The organism is Acinetobacter sp. V102_4, assembly GCF_031799005.1.
In the GTDB taxonomy this organism is placed as follows: domain Bacteria; phylum Pseudomonadota; class Gammaproteobacteria; order Pseudomonadales; family Moraxellaceae; genus Acinetobacter; species Acinetobacter calcoaceticus.
Genome location: NZ_JAVQNR010000023.1, coordinates 1 through 681, shown reverse-complemented (window position 1 = coordinate 681; position 681 = coordinate 1). Strand labels below are relative to the sequence as shown.

Here is a 681-nt window from a genome sequence, read left to right as displayed (position 1 = left end):
CCTTACATTGGTGATATGAGTTTTCCTCAACTCACTGTAGAGGTATTAGAGGCAAAAGTTTTCCAGCGTATTATTGATCGTGAAGCATTATCTGTTGCTAAACGTTTAAAGTCAGATTTGAATCAAATCTTTAAATCAGCCCGAAAAAAGAAACTTATCCAATATAATCCAATAGAAGATATTGAGTTGCCGAATCCACAAGGTGGGAATTTTGCTGCAGTGACAGAAGAGCAAGATCTAGCTCCAATGCTGAATAAAATTTGGAACTATTCAAAATTACATGCACGATGCTTAATCACTACTCAGGTCGCGTTAAAGCTTTCAGTATTAACCTTCCAACGACCAGGAGAAATCCGCAAACTTAAAAAGTCTTATTACTATCCTGAAGAGCGGTGCTTTAAATTTATAGCCAGTAAAACTAAGCAACAGCATGTGGTTCCATTGTCAGATCAAGCATTTGAATTAGTCGAGTCGATTATTGATCTGTATCCACATAGTGAATATCTATTTGTTGGGCGTGATGCAAAGACTTATCTATCAGACAATACTATTAATACCGCATTGAAACGCTTGGGTTATGGCGGGAAGCAAACGGCGCACGGGTTAAGAGCAACAGCTCGCACTATACTTGATGAAATATTAGAACAACGTGTAGATTTCATCGAACATCAATTGGCGCAT

1 protein-coding gene is annotated in these 681 nt (G+C 38.0%); it reads left to right on the top strand.

Annotation, left to right across the window (positions count from 1 at the left end; translation table 11 throughout):
• Positions 1 to 681, top strand: a 681-nt coding sequence (locus RMB13_RS00620; RefSeq protein WP_311084119.1) for a tyrosine-type recombinase/integrase, incomplete at both ends; no start/stop codon positions are given.